The sequence below is a fragment of the Deinococcus fonticola genome (assembly GCF_004634215.1).
In the GTDB taxonomy this organism is placed as follows: domain Bacteria; phylum Deinococcota; class Deinococci; order Deinococcales; family Deinococcaceae; genus Deinococcus; species Deinococcus fonticola.
Window position 1 is genome coordinate 1 of record NZ_SMMH01000037.1, and the last position, 23,200, is coordinate 23,200.

19 protein-coding genes and 1 pseudogene are annotated in these 23,200 nt (G+C 66.5%); 14 read left to right on the forward strand and 6 right to left on the reverse strand.

Annotated elements, in window-relative coordinates; all coding sequences use genetic code 11:
• Positions 1 to 95 precede the first annotated feature (95 nt).
• Positions 96 to 425 (reverse strand): transposase, encoded by a 330-nt coding sequence (locus E5Z01_RS16380; protein WP_135230337.1) that lies wholly within the window; start codon positions 423 to 425, stop codon positions 96 to 98.
• A gap of 112 nt (positions 426 to 537) precedes the next feature.
• Between E5Z01_RS16380 and E5Z01_RS19630 the strand changes: the two are divergent.
• Positions 538 to 732 (forward strand): annotated as a pseudogene (locus tag E5Z01_RS19630) (IS3 family transposase); the annotation flags it as partial.
• Between the two features lie 509 nt (positions 733 to 1,241).
• Here the strand turns inward: E5Z01_RS19630 and E5Z01_RS16390 are convergent.
• Together E5Z01_RS16390 and E5Z01_RS16395 are read right to left on the reverse strand one after the other, a co-directional pair.
• A complete protein-coding gene (locus E5Z01_RS16390; protein ID WP_135230339.1) occupies positions 1,242 to 1,619 on the reverse strand; it encodes a hypothetical protein in 378 nt (125 codons plus the stop codon).
• A gap of 76 nt (positions 1,620 to 1,695) precedes the next feature.
• Positions 1,696 to 2,997, reverse strand: coding sequence for a hypothetical protein (locus E5Z01_RS16395; RefSeq protein WP_167757974.1), 1,302 nt, complete (start codon positions 2,995 to 2,997; stop codon positions 1,696 to 1,698).
• A gap of 505 nt (positions 2,998 to 3,502) precedes the next feature.
• Between E5Z01_RS16395 and E5Z01_RS16400 the strand changes: the two genes are divergently transcribed.
• The 7 genes from E5Z01_RS16400 to E5Z01_RS16435 all read left to right on the forward strand — a co-directional run bounded on the left by E5Z01_RS16400 (position 3,503) and on the right by E5Z01_RS16435 (position 13,047).
• Positions 3,503 to 4,954, forward strand: coding sequence for a xanthine dehydrogenase small subunit (locus tag E5Z01_RS16400; protein WP_135230341.1), 1,452 nt, complete (start codon positions 3,503 to 3,505; stop codon positions 4,952 to 4,954).
• A complete protein-coding gene (gene xdhB, locus E5Z01_RS16405) occupies positions 4,951 to 7,356 on the forward strand; it encodes a xanthine dehydrogenase molybdopterin binding subunit (RefSeq protein ID WP_135230342.1) in 2,406 nt (801 codons plus the stop codon). Before E5Z01_RS16400 ends, xdhB begins: the two co-directional genes overlap by 4 nt.
• A 2-nt stretch (positions 7,357 to 7,358) precedes the next feature.
• On the forward strand, positions 7,359 to 8,198 hold the full coding sequence (gene xdhC / locus E5Z01_RS16410; protein WP_135230343.1) for a xanthine dehydrogenase accessory protein XdhC: 840 nt from the start codon (positions 7,359 to 7,361) through the stop codon (positions 8,196 to 8,198).
• The gene (gene guaD, locus E5Z01_RS16415; protein ID WP_135230344.1) at positions 8,195 to 9,565 is read left to right on the forward strand and encodes a guanine deaminase; all 1,371 of its coding nucleotides are present in this window, start codon (positions 8,195 to 8,197) and stop codon (positions 9,563 to 9,565) included. Before xdhC ends, guaD begins: the two co-directional genes overlap by 4 nt.
• A gap of 230 nt (positions 9,566 to 9,795) precedes the next feature.
• Positions 9,796 to 11,187 carry an NCS2 family permease gene (locus tag E5Z01_RS16425; protein ID WP_135230345.1) on the forward strand — a complete coding sequence of 464 codons (1,392 nt, stop codon included), beginning with the start codon at positions 9,796 to 9,798 and terminating at the stop codon, positions 11,185 to 11,187.
• A gap of 151 nt (positions 11,188 to 11,338) precedes the next feature.
• The gene (locus tag E5Z01_RS16430) at positions 11,339 to 11,827 is read left to right on the forward strand and encodes a MarR family winged helix-turn-helix transcriptional regulator (protein WP_135230346.1); all 489 of its coding nucleotides are present in this window, start codon (positions 11,339 to 11,341) and stop codon (positions 11,825 to 11,827) included.
• Positions 11,824 to 13,047: a cytochrome P450 gene (locus E5Z01_RS16435; RefSeq protein ID WP_135230347.1), complete on the forward strand. Its 1,224-nt coding sequence runs from the start codon at positions 11,824 to 11,826 to the stop codon at positions 13,045 to 13,047. The genes E5Z01_RS16430 and E5Z01_RS16435 overlap by 4 nt, the downstream gene beginning before the upstream one ends.
• Positions 13,048 to 13,520: 473 nt before the next feature.
• Here E5Z01_RS16435 and E5Z01_RS16440 read toward each other — a convergent pair whose 3' ends face one another.
• Together E5Z01_RS16440 and E5Z01_RS16445 are read right to left on the reverse strand one after the other, a co-directional pair.
• Complete coding sequence (locus E5Z01_RS16440; RefSeq protein WP_135230348.1) at positions 13,521 to 14,333, reverse strand: aminoglycoside adenylyltransferase domain-containing protein; 813 nt, start codon at positions 14,331 to 14,333, stop codon at positions 13,521 to 13,523.
• 131 nt (positions 14,334 to 14,464) lie between these two features.
• The gene (locus E5Z01_RS16445) at positions 14,465 to 14,749 is read right to left on the reverse strand and encodes a hypothetical protein (RefSeq protein WP_135230349.1); all 285 of its coding nucleotides are present in this window, start codon (positions 14,747 to 14,749) and stop codon (positions 14,465 to 14,467) included.
• Between the two features lie 324 nt (positions 14,750 to 15,073).
• Here E5Z01_RS16445 and E5Z01_RS16450 point away from each other — a divergent pair, with 324 nt between their 5' ends.
• From E5Z01_RS16450 to E5Z01_RS16470, 6 genes are all read left to right on the forward strand, one after another.
• On the forward strand, positions 15,074 to 15,589 hold the full coding sequence (locus E5Z01_RS16450) for a hypothetical protein (protein ID WP_135230350.1): 516 nt from the start codon (positions 15,074 to 15,076) through the stop codon (positions 15,587 to 15,589).
• Between the two features lie 142 nt (positions 15,590 to 15,731).
• Positions 15,732 to 16,172 (forward strand): hypothetical protein, encoded by a 441-nt coding sequence (locus E5Z01_RS19635; RefSeq protein WP_167757975.1) that lies wholly within the window; start codon positions 15,732 to 15,734, stop codon positions 16,170 to 16,172.
• Complete coding sequence (locus tag E5Z01_RS16455; RefSeq protein ID WP_167757976.1) at positions 16,169 to 16,957, forward strand: fimbrial biogenesis chaperone; 789 nt, start codon at positions 16,169 to 16,171, stop codon at positions 16,955 to 16,957. Before E5Z01_RS19635 ends, E5Z01_RS16455 begins: the two co-directional genes overlap by 4 nt.
• The gene (locus E5Z01_RS16460; RefSeq protein ID WP_135230352.1) at positions 16,935 to 19,241 is read left to right on the forward strand and encodes a hypothetical protein; all 2,307 of its coding nucleotides are present in this window, start codon (positions 16,935 to 16,937) and stop codon (positions 19,239 to 19,241) included. Before E5Z01_RS16455 ends, E5Z01_RS16460 begins: the two co-directional genes overlap by 23 nt.
• Complete coding sequence (locus tag E5Z01_RS16465; protein WP_135230353.1) at positions 19,238 to 19,702, forward strand: COG4315 family predicted lipoprotein; 465 nt, start codon at positions 19,238 to 19,240, stop codon at positions 19,700 to 19,702. Before E5Z01_RS16460 ends, E5Z01_RS16465 begins: the two co-directional genes overlap by 4 nt.
• 76 nt (positions 19,703 to 19,778) lie before the next feature.
• Entirely contained in the window at positions 19,779 to 20,276 is a 498-nt protein-coding gene (locus E5Z01_RS16470; protein WP_135230354.1) for a hypothetical protein, read from the forward strand.
• Here the strand turns inward: E5Z01_RS16470 and E5Z01_RS16475 are convergent.
• On the reverse strand, positions 20,248 to 23,088 hold the full coding sequence (locus E5Z01_RS16475; RefSeq protein ID WP_135230355.1) for a hypothetical protein: 2,841 nt from the start codon (positions 23,086 to 23,088) through the stop codon (positions 20,248 to 20,250). The two genes, E5Z01_RS16470 and E5Z01_RS16475, sit on opposite strands and share 29 nt — an antisense overlap.
• Positions 23,089 to 23,200 lie beyond the last annotated feature (112 nt).

Below are 23,200 nucleotides of genomic sequence, written 5' to 3' on the forward strand. Positions count from 1 at the left end.
GCAGCTTGATGATCTGGTCTTCGGTAAACTGACGGATTTTCATAGGGTGGGCCTCGCTTTCCAGCTTAGAACTGGTGGCGAGCCTTCGTCTCTAGTCAGATTCGTCCGATTTTCGGGGGGCACTCCAATCTCGAGCCGCTCCTGGTGCGGTAGTTCGCCAACGACTTTTTCAGAATGGTGTTTTCCAGGGCCAGTTGTCCACAATACCGCTCCAGTTCAGCAATACGCCGTTCTAACGCCTGGTCAGCCGTCTTCTCGTCGGTGAAAGCTGCTCCCCCACGAACTTCAAGTTCTTTGCGCCAGCGGTAAATGAGGCTCGGGGCCAACTGGTGTTCCCGGCACACCTGGGCGGTACTTTTCTGCTTACTCTCGATTTGTTCAAGGACTTCGAGCTTGAATTCGCGGCTGTGTAGTCGTCCGGGCATGGTCGGTCTCCCTCCATCTGTTGATCAGCCTACGGGCTGACCGGGGCGACATGCCTTGCTCCTCTGTCCGCGTTTTGGGGTTCACTCCAACCTGACCTCAACTCTTTATACAGACAATGCCGTGGTGGAGAGCTTTTTCGAGACCTTGAAGCGAGAACTGGTGGATGGCTGCGTGTATCGCAGCCATCAGGAGGCTAGGAAGGCCATTTTCGAGTACGTAGAGGTGTACTACAACCGGAAAAGGCGGCATTCGAGCCTGGGGTACTTGACGCCCCTAGAAGCTGAGTGCCAAGCTACCGCTGCTTAACTTCAACGACTCGAAACCGAGGCAACCCCAGCAAATACCTGCTCTACAAGGACATGAACCGCCACCCGCTGGGTCTTTGACCTGACAGAACCTCCGGCAGACCTCACCGATGGACGTGCCGGTCTCGACACGTAAGGCGAACGCGCTCTGCTCTTCGGTGGGTCGTGCTCCTCCCATGCTGAACCTCCTGGCAACGTGTTCCCTCAGTGTGCCAGATTCCTCCGATTCCTTTCCGTTTTCAGGGTTCAGGTCAAAATCTCATGATTCACTTGATTGCTGCGCTCGCGGAGCAGTTCTTGCACGCCCCACCGACTGAGAAGGAAACGATGGTAAAGCCACCGGGCGTAGCCCATCACGCTCAGCGAGAACGATGTTGGTGGGGCTTCCTGTCACTCACGGTTCATCACCCTATTGGGGGAAGTGGCCAGAAGCCCATGAATACATAGCTTCAGGCCATGCCTGACAATAGTGCAGTCCTCACGACATAGCCCGGATCAGGCTTTTGCGGGTTACTTCACTTCTTGGAATCGAATCGCGTCACCCAGTTTGGCCTGCAGATGGCCCTTGGTATCGCACCACAGCCGCACCTGCCCGTCTTGCAAGGGAAGCAGCCTGTCTGCCGCTTCCATCGAGAAGTGGGATTCGTCCTGCCAGCTGAGCACCAGGTACTTCCCACTAGTGTCGATCTGGCGGGTTCCGACCTTCAGCAGGTGATGCACGCGACCCTGCTTGCAGGTGAAGTCCCTGGGCCCGCTTCCGGCATCGAGCCGCAGGCCGCCCGGAATCGGCGAGGCGAGTACCACGACTCCCGAGACGCTCTCGGTCTGGGCCAGAGTGGGGGAAAGTGCGGTGCACAGCAGCAAAGTGGCCAGCAGGGAGCGTCGCATGCCCTCACGGTAGCAGAGGGGCAGACAGGCGAACAGCCCCGCAGTGCGGGGCCGGGATGAGCCTGCTCGGGGCGGCTTACTTGGACAGCAGGTAGGACTGGCCGGTCTTCACGTCGAGGACGTGCAGGCCCTTGTCGAAGGCCACGATGAACTGCGTGGTGCCGGGGATGCCAGCGACAATGTTGGCGTTCGAGTCACGCCCCACGCCCTTGAGGCTGCCGGACTTGGCCTCCACGGCGCTGCGGTTGCCCGTGCGCAGGTCGATCAGCACCGGCTCGAAAGAGGAGTTGCCGGGTTCGCTGCCGAGCGTCAGCAGCAGGTCGCCGGTGACGGCCATGCGCCGGCTATAGCCCAGAGCGTCAGCGCCCTCGCCCTTGCGGCGGGCGGGGTTGTTCTGCGAGAGGGCGCTGACCGTGCGGCGCGCGCCACCCGCGGTCTTGATGCCGAACAGCACGTTGCCGCCGGGGTTGGGGCCGGTGGCGGCCAGGAACTCGCCCCCCACCATCGCGCTGGTCATCACCAGCGGGCTGAGGGTGTTGATGGTCGGCCCAGAGCCCACGTCGCCGGTGCCGTCAGGCCAGTACTGGCTGACCCACTCGCACTTGCCGCCCGCCAGTGGATAGCGCATCAACCCGATGCCGGTGCCGCTGGGCTGGTTGGGCATGAACAGGTAGATGTACTGGCCGTCGGCCTCGAAGGTCTCGCTGGGCTTGAGACCCACGCGGTCGTCGCCGGCCGAGCGGCAGAAGTGCTCTCCGCCGACGCGGGAGGACTCGATGGTGCGGATCGAGGTCGCGCCGTCACGCGCAGAGTCGGGGAAGACCTTGCTGGCCCACACCAGCGCGCGGTCGCCGGTTCTGGGGTCGATGCTGAAGATCTCGCTGCGTGCCTGCAGACCCTTGTCGACCAGCGCCAGAATGCTGCCGCCGGGGCCAGGGCGCACCGCCTCCACGCGCCCCAGATCGTAAGCGGTGGCCTTGCGGCCGCTGCCGTCGACGTAGTCCTGACCCTTGCCGATCCACTCCTCACCGTCGTAGCCCGAGACCACGCGCCGGTTGCCGGTGGCGAGGTCGACGGCCATCACGACCCCCTGGTTGTCCTGCTGGTTGCCCAGCTCCACCGGCACATAGAGCGTGTTGCTGGCGGCATCTACGTAGCCCGAGCCGATCGTGGTGTAGCCCCCCAGGTAGAAGGGCAGGCCCTGGCCGACCTTGCCGATGTCGGCGTTGCGGCAGCGGGCGTCTTGCGACTTGCTACAGTCAACCGCCGGCAGCTTTAATGCCGAAGCGCTGACTGCAAGGGAGCTGATGAGAAAGGCGGAGGTGAGGGCCAGCAGGCTGCGTTTCTGCATGCCTGCTACCGTAGCAGTTCCGGTCATGTTGAGTGACCGCACTTCAGCGCCAGTCGGTGAGGCAAGCCGCTGACTGGCGGTAGGCCGCTCGTCGGGGTGGGCTTACCTCGATTTTGCATAGCGGAAGAACCGCCTCGACATCTAAGCGAGAATGAGGTGATAAGCATCCCGTTAGTTTCGTGCTCCCTCTGGAAAAACACCGTGGGGCGGTTCAGGTCAACAGAACCGACTGGACTTCCCGCGCGAACAGCAGCCAGTCCTCTGCTTCCCGTTTCTCATCAGATAGAAACAGCTTGGGTCTCTTGAAGAAGTTCTGACAGGGGAGACCCTTTCAACCACACCACAATCTCAACCCGCTCGACTCCGTATACTGCAGACCGCACCAAACACAATCAGGCTGTCGTTCTGCATGGATAACCGGCGGCCCGCCCACCCTCACCACTCCGGCGTGAACCATGCATTCCTTTCCCGACTCGAGAGGAGTGCATGAACGCCGGAACGCTGTGTTGACCAGGAAAACAGGGAGGAAACGATGGACACGCTGAAGGTGAACGTCAACGGACAGCCGCGGGAAGTGCTGGGCGCACAGCCGCACACCACCTTGCTGAACTGGCTGCGCGACCAGGGCCTCACGGGCGCCAAGGAAGGCTGCGCCGAGGGAGAATGTGGGGCCTGCGCGGTGCTGGTCGCCCGCCCGGACGGCGACCATGTGAGTGGGCCGGGGGGCACCCGCTGGGAAAGTGTAAACGCCTGCCTGGTGCTGCTGCCCGCCGTGCACGGGCAGAGCATCGTGACCGCCGAGGGCCTGGGCACGCCTGGCGCCCTGCACCCGGTGCAGCGCGAGCTGGCGCAGCGCGGCGGCAGCCAGTGCGGGTACTGCACGCCGGGGTTCGTGGTGAGCATGGCGGCGGAGTATTACCGGCCCGGGCGCAGGGAGGGCGAACACCACGCCCCCAACGGCTTCGACATTCACGCCCTGAGCGGGAATCTGTGCCGCTGCACCGGCTACCGCCCCATTCAGGACGCCGCGCACGCCCTGGGCACGCCAGCGGAGGGCGACCCCTTCGCCCGGCGACGCCAGGAGCCGGCCCCCCCCACCCGACCCCTGCACCTGCACACGCTGCAGGGTGAATTTCACCGCCCGGCCAGCCTGCCAGAAGCGCTGGAGTTGCTTGCGCGCCACCCGGACGCCAAAGTGCTGGCCGGCGGCACCGACTGGGGCGTGGAAGTCAACCTGCGCCACGCGCGCGCCGGGGTGACGGTCGCGGTGGACGCCCTGCCCGAGCTGCGTGAGCTGCACTGGACTCGGGAGTTCGTGGAAATCGGGGCGGGCCTCACCCTCTCGGAGATCGAGCGCCGCCTGGACGGCCGGGTGCCGCTGCTGGCGCAGTGGTTCCCGCAGTTCGCCAGCCGCCTGATCCGCAACTCGGCCACGCTGGGCGGCAACCTGGGCACCGCCTCGCCCATCGGGGACAGCCCCCCGGTGCTGCTGGCGCTGGACGCGTCGCTGGTGCTGGCTTCAGCCGAGGGCGACCGGGTGGTGCCGCTGGCCGACTATTTCACCGGCTACCGCCAGACCGTGCTGCGGCCCGGCGAACTGATCCGCGCCGTGCGGATTCCTCTGCCGCTTGCACCCGTCACCGCCTTCTACAAGGTCGCCAAGCGCCGCTTCGACGACATCTCCAGCGTGGCAGCGGGGATCGCCCTGGAACTGGAGGCGGGCGTGGTGAAACAGGTTCGCATCGGGCTGGGCGGGGTGGCCGCCACCCCGATCCGCGCCCTGGAGACCGAGGTGGCGCTGCGAGGCCAGCCCTGGACGCAGGACACGGTGCGGCGGGCCGCCCGCGTGATGGGCGGCGAGGGCACCCCGCTGGGCGATCACCGCGCCAGCGCAGCCTACCGCACGGCTATGCTGGAGCAGCTGCTGCTGAAGTTCTATGCCGAGCATCCGGCGGCCGGCGCCAGAGAGGAGGTGGCGGGATGACCAGCCTGCATGAACGCCCTCCGGTCGGCGCGGTCGGCGCGGCCACCGTGCACGAGAGTGCGCCGGGACACGTTACCGGCTCCGCGCTGTACACCGACGACCTGGGAGTGCGCCTCCAGGGCCTGCTGCACGCCTGGCCAGTGAATTCGCCGCACGCCCACGCGCGCGTCACGCGGCTTGACCCCTCCCCGGCGCTGGAGGTACCGGGCGTGGTACGGGTGCTGACCGCCGCCGACGTGCCCGGCGTGAACGACGCGGGCGTGAAGGGCGACGAGCCGCTTTTTCCCACTGAAGTCATGTACCACGGCCACGCGGTGTGCTGGGTGCTGGCCGAGAGCGTGGAGGCGGCGCGGCTGGGGGCGGGCGCCGTGGAGACCGAATACGAACCGCTGCCCTCACTGGTGACCATCCAGGAGGCGATCGCTGCCGGATCGTTCCAGGGTGCGCAGTCCACCCTGCGGCGCGGGGACGTGACTCTGGGCTTCGCGCAGGCGGCACACATCTTCGAGGGGGAATTCGACATCGGCGGCCAGGAGCACTTCTACCTGGAGACGAACGCCGCGCTGGCCCACGTGGACGAGTCCGGGCAGGTGTTCATCCAGTCGAGCACCCAGCACCCCAGCGAGACGCAGGAAATCGCGGCGCACGTGCTGGGCCTCGGCTCCAGCGAGGTCACGGTGCAGTGCCTGCGCATGGGTGGGGGGTTTGGCGGCAAGGAGATGCAGCCGCACGGCTACGCGGCCATCGCTGCGCTGGGGGCCACGCTGACGGGCCGCCCGGTGAGGCTGCGCCTGAACCGCACCCAGGACATCACCATGACCGGCAAGCGCCACCCCTTTCACGCGACCTGGAAAGTCGGCTTTGATACAGAAGGCCAGTTGCTGGCGCTCCAAGCAACCCTCACCAGCGACGGCGGCTGGAGCCTCGACCTCTCCGAACCCGTGATGGCGCGGGCGCTGTGCCACATCGACAACGCCTACTTCATTCCGCACATCGAGGTGCACGGGCGCATCGCCCGGACAAACAAGACCTCGCAGACGGCTTTCCGGGGTTTCGGCGGGCCGCAGGGCATGCTGGTCATCGAGGACATCCTGGGCCGCTGTGCCCCCAGACTCGGCCTGGACGCGCACGAGCTACGGCGGCGCAACTTCTACCGGCCGGACGACGCCACCCCCTACGGCCAGCCGGTGCGCCACGCCGAGCGCCTGAGCGACCTGTGGGCGCAGCTGCTCGCGCGCAGCGACTTCAGCGCCCGCCAGCAGGAAGTCCGCGCTTTCAACGCGCAGCACGAGCACGTCAAACGCGGCCTGAGCATCACCCCGGTCAAGTTCGGGATTTCCTTCAACTTCACCGCCTACAACCAGGCCGGGGCGCTGGTGCACGTCTACAAGGACGGCTCGGTGCTGATCAACCACGGCGGCACCGAGATGGGCCAGGGCCTGCACACCAAGATGATCCAGGTGGCGGCCACGACCCTGGGTGTGCCGCCCGCGCGGGTGCGCCTGGCCCCCACCCGCACCGACAAGGTGCCCAATACCTCGGCCACGGCGGCCAGCAGCGGCGCCGACCTCAACGGCGGGGCGGTCAAGGACGCCTGCGAGCAGATCAAGGCCCGGCTCGCGGCGGTGGCGGCGGGCGCCCTGAGCGCGGCGGGCAAGGCGCACGTGTCCAGCCTGGGCGTGCACCCGAACGATGTGCGCTTCGAGAACGGCCAGGTGTACCCCCTGGGCCGGCCCGACCTCAGCATGACCTTCGAGCAGGTCGTGCACGACGCCTATTACCTGCGCACGCAGCTGTGGGCAGCGGGCTTTTACCGCACGCCGGGCCTGCACTGGAATCGCGAGGCCATGCAGGGCCACCCCTTCAAGTACTTCGCTTACGGCGCGTCGGTGTCCGAGGTCGAGGTGGACGGCTTCACCGGGGCCTCGCGCTTGAAACGCGTGGACATCCTGCACGACGTAGGCGACAGCCTCTCACCGCTGATCGACCTGGGGCAGGTGGAGGGCGGCTTCGTGCAGGGCGCGGGCTGGCTGACCCTGGAGGAACTGCGCTGGGACGAGTCCGGCGGCCCGAACCGGGGCCGGCTGCTGACCCAGGCGGCCAGCACCTACAAACTCCCCAGTTTCTCGGAGATGCCCGAAATCTTCAACGTGGCCCTGCTGGAACGCGCCACCGAGACCGGTGTGGTCTACGGCAGCAAGGCGGTGGGCGAGCCGCCCCTGATGCTGGCGATTTCCGTGCGCGAGGCGCTACGCGAAGCCTGCGCGGCTTTCGGCCCGGCTGCCCGCGAGCAGACACTCTCCAGCCCCGCCACGCCCGAAGCGGTGTACTGGGCGCTGAACCGGGCCAGAAAGGGCGCTCAGGAAAAGGACGCACAGGAACCCGCCCCGGCGGACGACTGACCATGCACTGGCTCACGGCCCTCAACCACCTCAGGGACATCGGCGAACCTGCCGTGCTGGTCACGCTGGTCAGCGTGCGCGGCCACGCCCCACGTGAAGCCGGGGCGAAGATGGTCGTCTCGGCCGGGGCGTGCTGGGACACGGTGGGCGGCGGCAACCTGGAAGCCACCGCCACGCAGCGTGCCCGCGCCCTGCTGAAGGTGCAGGCCAGCGCCCCCGAACTGCTCACGCTGCGCCTCACCAGCCAGGCCCCGGCCGAGCACGGGCGGCAGTGCTGCGGCGGAGAGGTCACCCTGCTGCTGGAACCGGTGCTGGGCGCGCGGCCCCATATCGCCGTCTTCGGTTTCGGGCACGTGGGGCTGGAACTGGCCCGCATTCTCTCGCGGCTGCCGCTGCACCTGCACCTGATCGACTCGCGTGAGGCGCAGTTTTCGCCTGAACGCCTGGCCGGCCTGCAAGAGGCAGAAGCCCAGCTGCACCTTCACCCTTCCCCGATTCCCGAGATGACGCTGGCCGAATTGCCCGCCGGCACGAATATCGTCATCATGACCCACGACCACGCCGAGGACGCCGCGCTGTGCGACGCCGCGCTGCGCCGGCCCGACCTGGGCTTCGTCGGGCTGATCGGCTCGGGCGCGAAGTGGAGCCACTTCCGTGAGCAACTGAACCGCGAGGGTCACACCGACGCCGCCCTGGCGCGCATCACCACGCCCATCGGTGTGCCGGGCATCAGCGGCAAAGCGCCCGCCGTCATCGCCATCAGCGTGGCCGCGCAACTGCTTCAGGTCATCTCGGCTCAGACCACACCCACCTCCCCCTCCCAGAAAGCGACCCGATCATGACCCAGACTCAAACGACCCAGCCCCAAACGAATCAGCCCCATACCAACCAGAATCTCTACCGCGCCACGTTCATGCACACGCCCGCCAGCCCATTCGAGACGCCGGACGCCTTACAGGTTCAGGAGGACGGCGGCCTGCTGGTGGCGGGCGGCGTGATTCAGGCCAGCGGCCCCTTTGGCGAGCTGCGGGCCGGGCATCCAGGCGCGGAAGTGAGCGACCTGCGCGGCGGGCTGCTGCTGCCGGGATTTATCGACACGCACGTGCATTACCCGCAGGGCCGGGTGATCGGCGGGCTGGGAATGCCGCTGCTGGAGTGGCTCGACAGGAACGCCCTGCCGGAAGAGGCGCGTCTGGCCGACCCTGACTATGCCCGCGCGGTGGCGCAGGAATTCACCCGCTCGCTGCTACAAAACGGCACCACCACCGCGCTGGTGTTCGGCAGCCATTTCGCGGGAGCGGTGGATACGCTTTTTGCCGAAGCCGAGCGCAGCGGCCTGCGGGCGGTGGCCGGGCTGGTCGTGAGTGACCGCCTGCTGCGCCCCGAACTGCACACCACCCCCCAGCGGGCCTATGAAGAAAGCCGGGCCCTGATCGAGCGGTGGCACGGCGTGGGGCGGCAGCTCTACGCCGTGACCCCGCGTTTTTCGCTCTCGGCCTCGGAGGGAATGCTGGAGGCCTGCGCCGCGCTGATGCGCGAATTCCAGGGCCTGCGCTTCACCAGCCACATCAACGAGAACCTGGCCGAAATCGGGGTGGTGCAGGGCCTCTTTCCGCAGGCCCGCGATTACCTCGACACCTACGAGCGCGCCGGGCTGGTCACGCGCCGCAGCGTCCTGGCGCACAACATTCACCCGAATGACCGCGAACTGGGTGCCATGGCCGCGCATGGGTGCAGCGCCGCGCATTGCCCGTGCAGCAACTCGGCGCTGGGCAGCGGGTTTTTTCCCCTGAAACGCCACCTTCAGGCGGGCGTGCACGTCTCGCTGGGCACCGACGTGGGCGGCGGCACCGGCTTCTCGATGCTGAAAGAGGGGCTCCAGGCGTACTTCATGCAGCAGCTTCAGGGCGAGCGGGGCGTGCCGCTGACCCCCGCGCACCTGCTGTACCTCGCCACCCGAGCCGGGGCACAGGCGCTGGATCTGGCACACCTGACCGGGGATTTCAGCGTGGGCAGGGTGTTCGACGCCGTGTTGATCGACCCCGCCCCGCAGACGGCCCTGCGCGCGGTGTACGCCGCCGCCGAGAGTCCGCTCAGGCTGCTGGCCGCCACTTTCGCCAGCGGCACGCCCGGCGACGTCGCCCGCGTGTGGGCCGGCGGTGACAACGCGTACCAGGCCCGCAGAGACCTGGCAGCCATCCACCCTTAGAGCATTTGCCAAAAGAATGACATTCTTTTGGCCGAGCGGAGCGAGTGAATTTAGATGAGCAGGACGAAGAATGGAGTTCTGCGGAGTGGTGTTCTCTACAGAAGGGAATTCGGAGAACTGCTCTAAACTGAACTGTCCCCTCATGGCCTGCTCATCCGGGCCGCCCGGCGCGGCGTTGCCTGTCTTAGCCCTCTTTTCTGCCGCGCAGCGGCGTTTCCCAGGAGATCCCCATGACCCAGACCGCCCCTCCCCCCACCTCTGGACTCGACCGGTACTTCGGGATCACCCAGAGCGGCTCGACGGTTTCGCGCGAACTGCGGGCCGGGCTGACCACCTTCCTGACCATGAGTTACATCCTGTTCGTGAACCCGCAGGTGCTCGGGAACGCCATTCACGTGCCCAACGCCTTCGTGCAGCTGCTGATGACCACCGCGATTGCGGCCGCGTTCGGCAGTTTCATGATGGGCCTGGTGGCGAAGTACCCCTTCGCGCAGGCCCCGGGCATGGGCCTCAACGCCTTCTTCGCCTTCACGGTGGTGCTGACCATGAAGGTGCCGTGGGAAACGGCGCTCGGCGCGGTGTTCATCAGCGGCGTGCTGTTCGTGCTGCTCAGCGTCATAGGGGTGCGGCAGGCCATCGTGCAGTCGATTCCCTCGGCCCTGAAATTTGCCATCACCGGCGGCATCGGGGCGTTTCTGGCGTTCCTGGGCCTCAAGAACTCGGGGCTGGTGGTCAGCAACCCCGCCACCTTCGTGGGTCTGGGTTCGCTGCTTTCCCCGCCGGTCTGGCTGGCGCTGGTCGGCCTGGTCGTGACCACCGGCCTGATGGCCCGCCGCGTCACCGGGGCGATCCTGTGGGGCATTCTGGTGACCACGCTGCTGGGCATCCTGCTGCACCTGCCGGTCTACCCGGGCGGTGCCAGCGGAGCCCTGCAGGCATTTTCCGGCTTTAGCGGCAACCTGCTGGGCATCTTCGGCACGCCGGTGTGGCCCGGCGACCTGGTCGGCAAGATGGATCTGGCGGGCGCCCTGGGGCTGGGCCTCCTGCACGTGGTGTTCACCTTCTTCTTCGTGGATTTCTTCGACGCGACCGGCACCCTGACCGGCCTCTCGCAGAAGGCCGGCTTTCTCGACGCGCAGGGCAACATGCCGCGCCCGCGCCGCCTGTTTGCCATGGACGGCCTGGCCGCCATGTTCGGGGCTTTCATGGGCACCAGCACCACCACCGCTTACGTCGAGTCGGCCAGCGGCATCGGTGAGGGGGGCCGCACCGGCCTGACCGCCGTGACGGTGGGGGTACTGTTCCTGCTGAGCATGTTCCTGTGGCCCCTCGCCTCGGCCATTCCCGCCGCCGCCACCGCGCCCGCCCTGATCCTGGTGGGCGCCCTGATGATGGAAGGCGTCAAAGAAGTCGACTGGAGCGACATAGGCGAGAGCCTGCCGGCCTTCCTGACTATCCTGTTGATGCCGCTGACCTTCAGCATCGCCAACGGCGTGAGCTTCGGCATCATCAGCTACTGCGCCATCAAGCTGCTAAGCGGCCAGGCCCGCAAGGTCAGTCCTATTCTGTACGTGATCGCGGCCCTGCTGCTGGCCCGCTACCTGTTCCTGGTCAACGAGTAAAGCAAGTAGGCTCAGGCCCGCAGCGCCCTCGGTGGCCTGCGGGCCTTTGCAGCGCCCGCTCGCCCGCACCGTTAAAGACAGCGCCGGCCGGCACTCATCGAAGTAATTGCAAACGGCAATAACCTGAGGCTGGTGCTCCGAGGCACTCCCCATGACCGATATTGACCCAGCTCATCCGCCAGCACAGTCACCTACACAGCTACTCCGGCTGCCCCTCTCCATTCAGTTGCTGGAGGCGCTGTGGCTGCTGTGGCAGTCGCTGGCTTCAGAAGGCGAAGCGGCGCTGCAACACGACCTGAAGCTTGACCTGCGCAGTTTCATCGTTCTGAGTCACCTTCAGGAGCATGCCTACCAGCCCGCCGAACTGGCCGGACAACTCATGCTGAAACGCTACGAAATGAGCCGGTTGCTCGGCAGTCTGGAACAAAAAGGCCTGATCATGCGAACCGCGAGCACGCCGGGAGACAGGCGCCGGGTTACCGTGACCCTGACCCCCAGCGGTCGCCAGGCCTGGCAGACGGGCCTTCAGACCGCCGAGCAGGTCACGCGGCAGTACCTGGCTCACCTCACGCCGTCGGAAGTTCAGGCCCTGATCGGGTCGCTGCACGCCATCACCCCCCCCACAGGAGAATGCTCATGACCAGTTCAGCCCCGAAAGTGCCGGGCACGCCCGGTTGCCCCTTTCACGCCGGCGCGGCGCCCACCGCTTCCCTCACCCGCCGCCCCGCCGCCGATGACGCGCTTGAGCCCGTGCCGACCTTCAATGGCGTCCGCGACATCCTGAAAGACCCTGAACTGAAACAGGCCGGTTTTCTGGCGGGGCTGGTTCAGCAGAGCGCCGGGCAGCAGGGGCACGCCCCGGTGCTGTACCTCCAGGGCGACGAGCACACCGAGATGCGCCGCGCCACTGCCAAATACTTCACGCCCACCGCCGTGAACGCTTACCAGCCCATGATCGCTCGCCTGGCCGACGACCTGATCGGTGAACTCGTCCGCAAGGGGGAAGTCAACCTCGACGACCTGAGCCTGAAACTGGCCGTCACGGTCGCCGCCCAGGTGATCGGGTTAAACGCGAGCCGGCTGCCGGGCATGGAAAAACGCATCGAGGCGTTCGTGACGGGAGATGTCGACGGTGCCCCTGGCGCGGCCATGAAATCCTCGCCTCTGCGCCAGGCGCGCATGGGCACGAACGTGGCGCTGTTCTTCACGCTGGATGTCAAACCGGCCATCGAGGCGCGGCGCAAATCAGCGCAGGACGACCTGATCAGCTACCTGCTGGAACGCGAGTACAGTGACCAGGACATCCTCACGGAATGCATCACCTACGCCACGGCGGGCATGATCACCACCCGCGAATTCATCACGCTGGCCGCCTACCAGATGCTGCGGCACCCCGAGCTGCGCGCCGAGTACCTGCACAGCACCGAGAAGGAGCGCCACGCCATCCTGCATGAGATCCTGCGCCTCGACCCGGTGGTCGGCACGCTGTACCGCCGCGCCGAACAGGACGTGGAAGTGGCGGGCCAGCATTACCCCAGCGGCACCACTTTCGCCCTGAACGTCCAGACCGCCAACGCCGACCCCGGCATCGTGGGCGAGGACGCCGAGCAGCTGTGCCCCCACCGCCCCCTGCCGCGGGGTGTGCAGGCCCAGGGGCTGTCTTTCGGCGACGGCCCACACCGCTGCCCCGGCGCTTTTCTGGCCATCAAGGAAAGCGACGTGTTCCTGCGGCGACTGCTGATCTGGCGCGACCTGGAGATCTTGCGCCACCCCGACATCGGGTACAACGAACTGGTGAAGGGCTACGAACTGCGCCGCTTGCGTGTGCGTCTGGGGCAGGCAGGAGCGGGTCGAGCCTGACGCTGCGCGGGTTTCACACTTCCGGGCGGAACCATGACCAGCCGGTTCCGCTGTAGGGCCCTGCTGGAACGCCCGCGCGGACGAGCCCGGCGCTGAACACCCGCAATGATCCCACAGCCCGCTTTCTAAGCTGCGGGCATGTGCCGAACAATGAGAAGACGCAGGCCGCCAGGGGCAGGAGAAAGTGGCTCTGCACTGGATCTACCGGATAGGCCTACCGGACGCCGGAGCGGCAGATCTGACCGCTCCGGCGTTCTTGTCCCGGCGAGGGAGAAGCTTGCCGTCTGTTCCCTCCCCTTGCCGTCGGGTTGCCCGGTGATTTCATTACCCGGACTCCCCTGTGAGTGCTCAAGGCGCTGCTGCCCGTGCGCGATCCTGCCCCCCCTGCATATTTCGCCATCTGGGCTGAGGAATTGATGGGCGATACGCCACCTCAAATCGTCTGCCACGGATTTCATAGGCCAGCTTATGGTTCATCTGGCTGACAGTCGCTCACTCACCCACTGAGCGAAGGTTTGCAGTCCTCCAGGTTCCCAGTTCACCGTCCCCGTTCCCCGGTAGGCTGCCAGCGCCTGCTGCACCATGGGAACGATGTCCTCCGGCACTTCGCCCAAGGCCCACTCCCCGCCCTCCCTTTTTGAAAGAACCTGTCCATTGCTCAGATAGGCCAGGGTACGGCAGGCATTGAGGATGGCGTACTCGGGCATATCAGTGATCCTGGCCAGGGCCTCACGAACATCCGACACGACCGAAGCCAGATGATCACCGGGTGGAATCGGCGGCAACACCTCTTGCGCGGCTGGCCCCCAGAGGGCGATCCCTCTTGCCCTGGTCACGGTGACATGACCTGCCAGATCATGATCGGTGGCTCCAGCAGGCCAGAGTGTCCAGACGCCTGTCTTCAGAACCTCCGTCACGGCTGTGCGCCAGTCTTCACTGTAATGAAACTCGAAGGGGGCTGGATGCGTCCAGGGAGTGAGGGACTCGGCATTCAGGACGCTCAATTCCAATGGATAAGGCTGTTGAGACAGCCGCAACAGCAGGCGACCAAGCGCCGCTTTGGAGGCCGTGGAGAGGGACGAGCCGACGATGACGAGCACGTCCAGATCGCTGCGGGCGGGGTTGAAACTGCCCAGGGCCAGCGAACCGTGCAGATAAATCCCGATCAACTGCTGACCGAGCAGATGGCGCAGCTCGGAAACCAGGAGACCGAGCTGCTGGCCTGCTGAATTGGGAAAGGGAAGATGCCTGGCTGGTAACATCGCCGCTTCAGTATGGCGGTGCATGACCCCATAAAGCTGAGCGGCAAAGCGTCCCGGTCACCCTTCCGGTCATAGAGCTCCGTGCAGTTCAGGGTGAGGTTCCGCGGCGGGTTTCATCGCGGAACTTTCCTCCGACATCTCACGCCTCAGTCGTTTCAGTCGAAGTGCAGGTCGGTGGCGCTCGACACGAGCTGATAACGGTAAAGCTGCGCTCCTTGTGCGTCGCGTTCACTTTGAATGAGGTGCCAGTGGCCGGGCAGGACGCCGCTGTACTCGCGCGGGTCGAGGGGCGCGGGCGTGCTCGCGGTACAGCGCAGCGTGATGGCCTGGCTGCTGCGGGCGGCGACCTCGCAGATGTTCCCGACGCCCACCGACAGAGGCAGGCTGGTCGCCAGGGCGGAACCGAGAAGCAGCGTGCTCAGGAGTGGCAGGAGGCGCATACCGGCAGCCTAAGCGCCGGCCCCTTTCACGACTCTGACCCTCCGGGGTGGGCCGGCCTTCATTATTTTTGACACGTGGTTGGTCAGCCGAACAGGGCCCTGGGAGCGGCGGCGCCTGGGCCCCGAACACCATCAGCGGCCACGGCTCAGACTTTTTTGAAGATTTCTTTACCTTGGCGGCTTATGCCGCGCCTGCACGCAGAATTTTCATTAACGCCGCGCTAATGGTACGGCGCTTACTGTTTTCTTACAGCCAAGGAGATGAAGGCGGGAGGAACCTTCCCACCCGACCATCTGCTCCGGTTCGCTGCAAGGAGCCCAGCCATGAAAAAAACCCTTTCCCTGTTCGCCACCGTCCTCCTCACCTCCGGACTGGCCCACGCCGAGAGTGGCTCGGGCACCGGCACCATCACCGTGCCGCTGAACGTCAGCGTCGGCAACGTCTGCACCTGGTGGGGTCAGGAAGGAGGCGACATCGCCGGCATGAACTTCACCCAGACCGACCGCGGCGACGGGTCTACCGCCATTTTCGGCGGCACCTACTACGCCACCAAGGACCTGGTGGGGGCCGCGCAACTGAAGATCAAGTGCACCAAGGACACGGTCGTCACGCGCAGCTTCCCGCAGACCGTGAAACTGATGCGGGCGGGCAGCAACGATTATCTCCAGGTGGATGTCGGCGAGACATTTTCCCTGAATCCTTCCCAGGGCGGAGACGCCGGGCACACTGTGGCCGACCAGCACATCAGCGACATGACCTTCACCATCAGAGCCGGGCAGTGGGGCGTCAGCAAGGGCAGCTACAGCGGCAACTTCGTCATGACTTACGACTACCAGTAAGCGGCGGTACCTTCAAGGGATGGGGCGGTGGTCAGGTTGGGCGACCTCACAGTCGACAAGGGGGCCTGGCCACCGCCCTTTTTTATAGACCTTATAACAGCAGAACACCTTTTTTCATTCCTTTCCTTCAGGAGGACCCAGCATGTCCGGCACGACCCCTTACCGAAGATGGTGCGCAGCGTTGCTGCTTTGCCTGCCCGCGCTGGGGTGCGCCCGCGCCTGCGAGGTACAAAGCGGCCTGAACCTGCGCTACCAGGCGACCCAGGCCAGCAGCGGCACGCTGTGGGTGCAGGTGCGCTGCCTGCCCGGCGAGGCCCCCTACCGCCTGACGGTGCTTTCGGCCCTGTTTCAGGGGCGGGACTGGCCGCTGACGCTGCAAGGATCGCAGGGCACGCTGAAGGTGCTGGTGCGCGGCGCAGCCCCCGTGCTGGGCGACGCGATCCGTCCCGGCGCGGCGCAGCGCGGCAACCAGCAGTTTTCCTTCGAGGTGCAGGCCGCGCCCGACCAGTGGGTGCCGGCGGGAACATACTCGGCCCTGACCACCCTTTCCCTCAAGACCATCAGTCCCGTGGAGCAGCCATGAACTCCCTCCTGAACCGACCCCTGAAACGCCTGCCCCTCCTGAACCTGCTGGCCGCCCTGCTTCCCCTGAGCCTCGGCCCGGCGCTGGCGCAGCAGAGTTTCAGCCTGACTCCGGTAATCCTGAACGTCGACCCGGCCAAGACCCTGAACGCCTCGCTGACCTTTACCAACACCAGCACTCAGGTGATGACCGTAAACGCCAGCGTGCTGGAGTGGGCCTGGAAGGACAACCAGGAGGTCAACACGCCCACGCGCGACCTGCTGCTCAACCCCCCCAGTTTTACCCTGAAGCCGGGCGAAAGCCAGGTGATCCGGGTGGGCCTGCGCCGCAAACCCACGCCCAACGAACTGACCTACCGCCTGATCCTGGCGCAGCAGCCCCCGGGCGTGAAACCCGCGCAGGAGAGTAGTGAGGGCGGGCTCGGCGACCCGACCAAACCGGATTCGGCCCCGGCACTGGACATTCAGATCACCCAGCTGTTTCAGGCGCGGGTGGCGGTGTACATTGCCCCCAGCAACACCGCCCCGAAGCTGACCTTCACGGCCCTGGGCAGCGGAGCCGGCCTGACCCTGAGCGTCAGCAACAGCGGCACGCGCCACCAGACGCTGTACGACCTGACCGCCCGGCGCGGCGGGGTGACGCTGCCGCTGCCGGTCAACGCCGTGCTGCAGGGCGCGGCGGTGCAGTACCCGCTGGCCGAACTGGCGGGCCTCAGCGGGCCGCTCAGCCTGAGCTACCGCACCCAGGACGGGGTGACCGTCAATGAAACGCTGCCCCTGCCCTGAGCACCGCCGCACCGGGCCACGCGCCCGCGCTGCATGTGCGGGCTGGCTGCTGGCCGCCCTGCTGCTGGGAAGCTCTCTGGCCCAGACCAGCCCACCCGCCGCGCCCTCGTCGCAGAACGCCGCCCAGGACGACCCGCTGTGCGCGGGAACGCCGGAATTGCTGGACGTGACCGTCAGTGGGCTGTACCGGGGGGTGCGCGAGGTGCGCCGCAGCGCGGCGGGTACGCTGCTGGAAGGGTCAGCCCTGAGCCAGTCCGAGGACGGCTACCTGGCCCGCACGGTCACCTGCGACGGCGCGGCCCTGGCCCTGCTGCGCCCTGAGCTTCAGGTGCAGTACGACGCGCAGGCCCTCTCGCTGGTGATCCGCCCGCAGCCGCTGCTGCTGACCAGCCATACCCTGGATCTGGCCGAAGTGGCGCAGGCCAGCGGGGTCAGCGCCAGCCCGGTCTACGGCCTGGCCTACGCCGTCACTGCCGACCACACCTTCCCCGAGCGCCCTTCACCTGGCCAGACTGCCGCAGGCTGGCGCAGCAGCGACCAGGTGGCGCTGGACGCCTACGCCGCGCAGGGGCGCTTCAGCGGGTACGCCGGGGCACTGGCCCGCTGGGACGGCGAGCGCCTGGGGGTGCAGCCGCGCGCGGCCGTCAACGCCGAGGTGGGCCCAGGCTGGCAGGTGTCGGCCAGCTACCACGCCGACCCCTTCTCGGTGGCCGGCACCCTGGGCGACCGCGACTTCTGGGGCGTGGGGCTGCGCGGCAGCAATACCGGGGCGCAACTCGACCGTTTGCCCATCACCCTGCCGCTGGACGCCGAGGTCAGTGTGCTGATCGACGGGGTGACCATCACCACCGTGCAGGCCCAGGCGGGCGAGCTGCTGCTACGCAGCCTGCCGGTGCTGGCGGGCGGCTCGCAGGTCAGCGTGGTCGTGACCGACGCCACCGGGCGGCGCGTGCTGGATCGGCTGACGTCCGGCAGTCTGGTGGCCCTGCCGCCACGCGGCTACACCCTGGAAGCCCAGGCGGGGATGGAGGACGGCAAGCCCTACGGCGCGGCCGCCGCCACTTACGGCCTGAGCGAACACTGGCAACTGCTGGCCGACGGCAGATGGCAAAACGGGCAGGGCAGCGGCAGCGTACAGGCCGCCTACGTGAATCAGGCGCGGCAGTTCAGCGTGGGCACCAGTTACGACCCGGAGCACGGCGTCAGCGTGCAGGGCACTTACGGCCAACTGCTGGGCCGCGTGGCGCTGGGCCTGAACGCCAGCGTTCCGCTGGGCCACCCGGATCTGCTGAGCGTGGGCGTCAACGCCAGCGTGGCCCTGGCGCGCGGCAGCCTGTATACCCAGGCGGTTTATCAGCCCGCCAGCGACCTCGGCCCCTGGGCGCTGGGCGCGGGCGGCTACTACCGCGTGAACGACGACCTGATTCTGGGGGGGTTCGTGCAGGCGCAGCCGGGCCGCCAGACGGCCGGAGTGAACCTGCGCTGGCAACTGAAACCCAACGTGGCCGTCAGCACCCAGGCGACCGCCAACCTGGGCCGCGCTGGCGCGCGCCGCCTCTCCGACTCTGCCCCGACCACTGTGCCGACTACGACCACTGCGCCCCCCGTCACCGGGCGCGTGGGCCTCACGTACGCGCCCAGCCCGGGACGATTGTTCAGCGTCTCGGCGGCCCTGCCCGACTGGCAGCAGTCGCAGCTCACCTACGAGGAGCAGCGCAGCGTCAGTGCCCAGGTGCAGCTCACGCCGCAGGGCCTGCACGCGGGCGTGGCGGGCGTGGTCAGCCTGGTGGGCGGCCAGGTGTTCACGGGTCGCGAGGTCAGCGCCCGCACCCTGCTGGTGCGTACCGGCGTGCCGGACGTTCCTCTGATCGTGGGCGGCCAGCCCGCCGTGACCGACCGCCGGGGCAACGCCCTGGTCGCGCTGGACGCTGCGGCCCGACAGGTCAGCGTGAACCTGTACGCCGACGCCCTGCCGGTAAATGTCACCGTGAAAAGCGACAGCGCCCGCCTGAACGTGCGCGGCAATGGCCTGATCACCCTCGACTGGCGGAGCAACTTCGAGGTGAGCCGCTGGGTGCAGCTGTTCTGGAAACCCGGCGAGGTGGCCGCCAACGCCGACCTCCACCTGGGCGCCCAGTCGCTCCCCGCCGACCCGGACGGCAACGTGCTGCTGCCGCAGAACATCTCTACTCTGTCCGGCACCCTGCAAACCCAGGACGGCACGCGCCAGTGCGCCATGACCCTGACCAGCGCTGGCCGCGCCACCTGCCTGGGGCAACCGTGACCGCCCCCGCCCGGCACCACGTCCCCTGGACGCACCACCGCCGCCCGGTCGTGCTGGCGCTGCACGAGCAGGATGGCCTGCTGTGCGCCGAGCAGGGCGGCCGCCTGACCCCGGTGTACCACTTCGCGCCGCTGCACCTGGCCCACCAGTGCGGGCAATGCGTGCCCTTCGCTGCGCAGTGGCCCGAGCACCTGAAACCCTTCGTGTACCGCTACGATCCGCTGCCCGCCCAGGAAGGGCTGATTTTCCCCGCGCACCTCGCCGGGCGTTTCGGCACGCAGTCACGTCAGGGCAGCGGCCTGCGCCCCTGGGATCAACTGCTGTACCAGGGCTGGCCTCTGTATCTGCCGGCCTCCGACCTGCCGGCGCCGCCCGGTCATGGTTTGGGTCTCTTTGAACCTGTTTCTACCGATCTGCCCGCCCTTGCCCAGAGGCGCGGCCACCCGACCTGCGGCCCCTGAGGCCCTGTGCGGAAGTTCCCGCACAGCCTTACCCTTCCCGTGCCTTACGCTGAAAGTCCCTCACACAGGAGAACCCATGATGGAAGACTGCCCGCCCGACCAGATGCCCAGCCTGCTTGCCGTCGCCGTCTACCGGAATCACCTGTATACCGTCAGCGCCTTCGGCATCCTGTTGCCGCTGTACTACTACGGCCCGCTGCGCCAGCTGCCGCCCACCGAGGACGTGCCCTTCGCCGACCAATGGGCCGGGTATATTCAGGGGTACATCACTTCTTTTTATCCCACGCCGCGCTTTGCTCAGGCCCAGTTGCCCCACACCATCAACCGTGATTTTCATTGGCAGTCGCGCGCCGGGGCTGGGAGCCGCACCTGGGAACAGGCCGTGTACCGGGGCTGGCCGCTTTACATCTACGGCGACGGCACGCAGCCCGACCCCGATTACGAGCACTTCGAGGCGAACGACGATGAGCGCCACCTGTTCCGCCGTATGCCCGCCGATATTCCGTTCGGGCCGGTCAAGGGTGAGGAAAGTCCTGATTTGCCGACTATTCCACCTGCAAGCCTTGGGCCCTGACGCTCAGATGTGCTTGAAGAAAGCCCATTAACTCTAAAGAGTCTAGAGGAGACATATCCTCCAGACGACTCTCCAGAAGCGCAGCCGCCGTTTCCCTATCACGCTGGACTGTTCTGTTGTCGTTGACAACTCTTTGAAGTTGCCTTGTTAACCCGACTGGATCAGTTTGCTTCAGATCCTGTGAGACGCTAAGTAGGATCACAACAAGGTCGTTAAAATCATTATTCCTTCTGGCCTGTTCAAGGGCGAGCAGCGCACTTTTGCGGGCCTGCGCTGAGCGCCCTAATTGGTACAGCAATTCAGTTTGAAGGACAGAACTGCTGACCAGCAGGTTCCACGCCTTCTCTGTTTTCGCCTTCTCTGTTAAGGGTTGGAGGCATTCGAGGGCCGCTCGATACTGTCTCAAGCCCTGGAAACAGCGCACGGCGTAATACTCGGCCCACATGGCCTGGTGAAGGTCTCCCTGTGTGGCGGCCATCTGCATGACTTGCCGGGCCTGTTCCAGAATATGGGCAAAATCCGGATCAGGCAGCTCAAGGTGAATCCACAGCAACAGATGATGAAAGTCAACTCTGTTCAGTTCATTCGCCAGGTGTTCGGCTATAGGCAGTAACTGCATGGTTCGCCTCACATTCCCGTCGTTTATTAGAACCGGGAGCAGGTTCATCAGTTGTATGGCTTTTCTCCCAGAATCGTTCAGGTTTTCGGCAATCGTCAACGTTTCTTCATAAATTGCGGTCGCTGCCTTCCACTGGCCCTGGCGACCGCGAATTCCGGCCAGAGTATTCAGTGCCTTGAGGCGGTTCATCGGTTCGTTCGCCAGTTTGGAGTTCAGAAACTGCGTCACCAGCATCTGGGCGTCCAGCAGATGTCCGGATACATAAGCCAGCCACATCTGGGCGATTTCTGCGGCGGCCTGCACTTCCACTGACGCCCTGGCCTCGAAGCATAACTGGGCCAGGGTGCTCATGACTTCGAAACCGCTGCTGAGTTGGGCGCTGGCCTGAAAAAAGGAGAGCAGCCGATCCACATCCCCGGCAGTCAGCGTGCCCTGGCGGGCGGCGTGCTCGATAGCCCTGATGATGTTGGCCAGTTCGTCTCGCGCCTGCGCCGAGGCGGCGGGCTGCTGCCCGAACCAAGCCAGGTAATGGGCGCTGTGCTGCGCTCTGGCCCGGTCGAGCGCCTTGCCTTGCAACTCGGTGGCGGCCAGGTCGGACACCAGGGGGTGCAGCCGCAGGCGTTCGCTGCCGGGCTGGTGGGCTTCCAGAAGAGAAAGGTGCAGCAGTTCGTCGATGGACGTTTCGGGGATGCCGTAGGCGGGCATCAAAACCGGGTCGAAGTCCACGAAGGGGGTCAGGCGGATCAGGTCGCGCTGGGTCTGGGGGCGCAGGAAACTCCAGGTCTGGCGGGCCAGTTGTGGCAGGCCGCGTGCCGGCTCCGCGCGGTCGTGCAGGCCGCTGAGGCTGTGCAGCACGCGGGCGTGAACAGCGTCCAGGCTTTCTACGGCCAGCCAGCCGCAGGCCAACAGCATACTCATCGGGTGTCCCTGAAGGCGCCGGGCCAGGCTGCCCAGGTGGGGGGCGGTGGCGGGCGTCAGCTCCAGGTCACGCTGAAACCGCCGGGCCTCGCGCAGCAGGAATTGCACAGCGGGGTTGTCGGCCAGCTCGGTCAGGTCGTCGCCCGCTTCGGGAATCGGCAGGCCGCCCAGGCGCAGCGAGAGTACCGGCAGCCCGGAGGGCAGGGTGGTCTGCCCGGTCTGGCGCTCGGTATGGCCGGGGGCGCCGGGCAACCCCAGCTGGACGTGGCGTCCGGTGAGTACCCAGCGCAATTCGGGGGCGGCCTGCGTCCATTCGGTCAGCAGTTCACCCAGATCATCGATGCCGTCCACGCCGTCGAGCAGGATCACGTGCCCCGCGCCGAGGTGCTGGGCCAGACCGGGCAGGTCGGGCGCCGGCGGGCCGAGTTGGGCCTGCGCGGCGGCCCCCAGCACTTCGGCGGCGCTGCGCAGCGGTTCGGCGTTCACGAAAGTGGTACCGCGCCCCTGGGCCGCCAGTTCGCGCAGCAGGGAGGTGGTCAGGGCGGATTTGCCGATGCCGCCCATGCCGGAAACGAGGGCCACCTGTGTGCCTGTCTGTGTGCCTGTCCCGGTCGCCCAGTCCAGCAGCCGCGTGAGCTCCGGGTCGCGGCCCAGCAGACGGCGTGGGCGCGGTGCGGTGCTGGTGGCCTGCGGGATGTCCTCCAGGCCGCGCAGTTCGCGCTTCAGTTCGGCTTCCAGCGGGCTGCCGGGCAGCGACAGGGCCAGCAGTTCGGTCAGGCGCTCGGGGGTAGGGGGGGGTGTGCCCGCCAGCCGGTAGGCCTGTTCGGCCAGTGCGGCGGCGGGCATGGGCGGGTGCTGGCGGGCGGAGAACAGCAGTTCGGCCTGCACGTGCGCGGCCAGGCGTTCACGCTGGGCATACACCCATTCCTCGAACTCAGTCGATACGCCTTCCAGCGGCACGCTGCTCAGAAAGGGGCCAGGGTAGGCGGCCAGCACAGCTTCGCCGCGCAGTTGCAGCAGCGTCAGCGCGTCGCAGCCGTAACTGGAAGACACCGGTTCCTCGCTGTCCAGCAGTTTCTCCTTCTTTTCTTTGCCGCTGCGCAGGCCGTGCAGCGCCACGCGCAGGCTGGAATCGGGTTGGCTGGCCTGCGGCCACAGCAATTCGGCCAGCCTGCGCCGGGGCGTAGGGCCTTCCAGAATGACGTAAGTAAGCGCCAGCAGCGCCTTGACCGAACGGATGCGGCCCATCTTCAGGCCATTGAGGGTATGCAGCACATCAGGTTCCTTGCAAGTTGAGGAAAGGTGAAGACTTGACTGAATGGGTGCCTTGGCTGGTCTGCCTGGCCTCCGGAACACCCAAACTGTGCATCAGCTTGGAAACCCGATT